The organism is Nitrosomonas sp. Nm84 (genome assembly GCF_003201565.1).
Lineage (GTDB): Bacteria > Pseudomonadota > Gammaproteobacteria > Burkholderiales > Nitrosomonadaceae > Nitrosomonas.
This window is the reverse complement of record NZ_QJJP01000072.1, coordinates 1-2,416: the sequence shown is the minus strand read 5'-3', so window position 1 is coordinate 2,416 and position 2,416 is coordinate 1. Positions and strand designations below refer to the sequence as shown.

General features: G+C 45.3%; 2 protein-coding genes. Both read right to left on the bottom strand.

The window, feature by feature from the left end:
• Window positions 1-64: 64 nt before the first annotated feature.
• Window positions 65-814 carry an IS21-like element helper ATPase IstB gene (istB, locus tag C8R34_RS16085; RefSeq protein ID WP_110342294.1) on the bottom strand — a complete coding sequence of 250 codons (750 nt, stop codon included), beginning with the start codon at window positions 812-814 and terminating at the stop codon, window positions 65-67.
• Window positions 804-2,303 (bottom strand): IS21 family transposase, encoded by a 1,500-nt coding sequence (gene istA / locus C8R34_RS16080; protein WP_110342292.1) that lies wholly within the window; start codon window positions 2,301-2,303, stop codon window positions 804-806. Before istA ends, istB begins: the two co-directional genes overlap by 11 nt.
• Window positions 2,304-2,416: the final 113 nt, after the last annotated feature.

Genomic DNA, 2,416 nt, shown 5'->3' with positions numbered 1-2,416 from the left:
TGTCAATCGGCATTGAAAACTTTCCAGGAATCGGCGTCGAAAAGTTTCCACCTGGTATAGTTGGTTAATCGGTTTTTATACACTTCTTACGATGCTTGAATCGATAAGAATCATTCCCTGTTTCGATGATGTCACAATGATGGGTAATTCGATCTAATAGAGCGGTGGTCATTTTTGCATCACCAAAAACCTGAACCCATTCACTGAATTTTAAGTTGGTAGTTATGATGAGCGAGGTACGCTCATACAATTGGCTGATTAAATGGAACAGCAAGGCGCCTCCGGATTCAGGGAAAGGCAAATATCCCAATTCATCCAGGATGACTGCGTCAAACTGGATGAGTCTTCTGGCTAGATTTCCAGTTTTATTCAGTTGTTTTTCTTGTTCCAACAGATTGACCAGATCAACGGCGTTGAAGAACCTTATACGTTTTCCATGATGGATAGCTGCAATACCGAGTGCAGTGGCCAAATGGGTTTTACCTGTTCCCGTGCCGCCGACCAGAATGAGGTTATGTGCATCATCCATAAAACCGGCAGTTGCGAGTTGCTCTATTTGCTGGCGTGAGAGCAGTGTTTCATTCCAGTCAAATTTCACCAAATCCCGGTGAATTGGAAACCTTGCAACTTTCAACTGGTATTTCAGGCTGCGCATTTGACGATCTACAATTTCGGCGTTGATCAGCTGGCTCAGCATGATTTCGGGAGATTGTGTTTGCTTGCGCTGCGATACTTCCGCTCTTAACTCAGACCATGCTTCTGCCATACCATACAAATGCAATGCTTTGAGCTGGGTTAGTAGATCAGTGGACATAATGGCTTTCCAATAGGCGATCATAACGCTGACAATCCGCTTGAGGCTCAGTGATTAACTGTAAATTATCGCTGGCATTCAGTGTCTTGGGGCGAATAGGCTCAATCAAACGTCTGACTGCATTCTGTAGTACGTTTGCATTTACAATCCCTGATTCTAATACCAACTCGCAGGCTGTCTCGAGCGCATCCAATCCAGCTTCACGGGTGAGTAACAACAGATCAACAAAGGCATGTTCATTTTTATCCTGTTGCTGCAGGATCGAACGCACGCGCCGAATCGTTTCCGGCAGCTCCCAATCCTGAAAAGGAATGCCATGACGTATGGCGCCCGGTTTCTTTTCCAGTACAGGTAGATAATGCCAGGGATTGCAGATGAGTTGATCGCGCAAGAAACTGCGTTGATGCGTTGCAATCGTCTTACCCGCCGCCACAATGTCGAGATGATCGGCAGTTACTCTGACTGAAACCACTTGTCCTGACCATTGTGCGGGAACACTGTATTGATTTCTGTCTACACGTACCAGACAGGTTCTGGAAACTTTCAGCAGGTGTTCAATGTAACCGGCGAAAGGTGTGGTTATTTGCCTCAAAAGTGGTTGTTCTTGTTGAAAACATTCAGCAATGGTTTGTGATGGAAAGTCTGGGTGTTTTCTGTTTGATAGCTCTTGGCACCGCTTTTCTAACCAACGATTCAGATCATCCAGGGTCTCGAATTTTACGCGTGGCGTAAATAACCACTCTCTGACATTTCCTACTTGATTCTCAATTTGACCTTTCTCCCATCCAGCTGCCGGTGTACAAGCTACCGGTTCAAACAAATAGTGATTGGCCAATGCCATAAACCGTCGGTTAAACTGTCGCCCTTTGCCCACAAAAACGGTATCCACAATCGTTTTAGGATTGTCATAAATCATCTGCAAGGTCACGCCGCCATAAAACGCAAATGCTTTATCATGCGCATCCATCACCATTTCCTGTGCTTCTCTGAGATAAGCGACTACAAACATTTTACGGCTGTATGCAAGACGGAAATGGGCCGCTTTAATGATTTGTTCTATACCGCCTATCTCAACGATTTCCTGGCTCCAGTCAAATTGACAGACTTCACCGGGTTTAAACGCCAAAGGAACAAAGGCTTGCTTTAAGGAAGGTGTGTTCTTGTAACTGGCCTTCCATTGTTTAACAAATCGCCTAACGCTGTCATAAGCACCGGTATAGCCCTCATCAACCAAACCTTCATATAAGCGCACGGCTGTACGGCGTTGCCTTTGGGGTAGCAATGCTTCCGCTTCAAGCCATTTCGTTAATAACACCTTGAATTCACCCAGTTTGGGTGCAATTTGAATTTGACGCTGATATACCGGTTCGGCTTCTGTCTGTAAATGCTTCCTCACCGTGGGGCGGGATACCCCCAATGAACGCGCTATTGAACTGATACTCTCCTTGCTAACAAAATGACGCCTTCTTACTTCGGCAATAATATCCATTGTTATCACTCCAGAATTCTCCGACTAAATGTCGGATATTTAACAATCCTGGGTGGAAACTTTTCAACGCCGATTTACCCAAAATCCCGGTAAGTTTTGCACGCCGATTGACA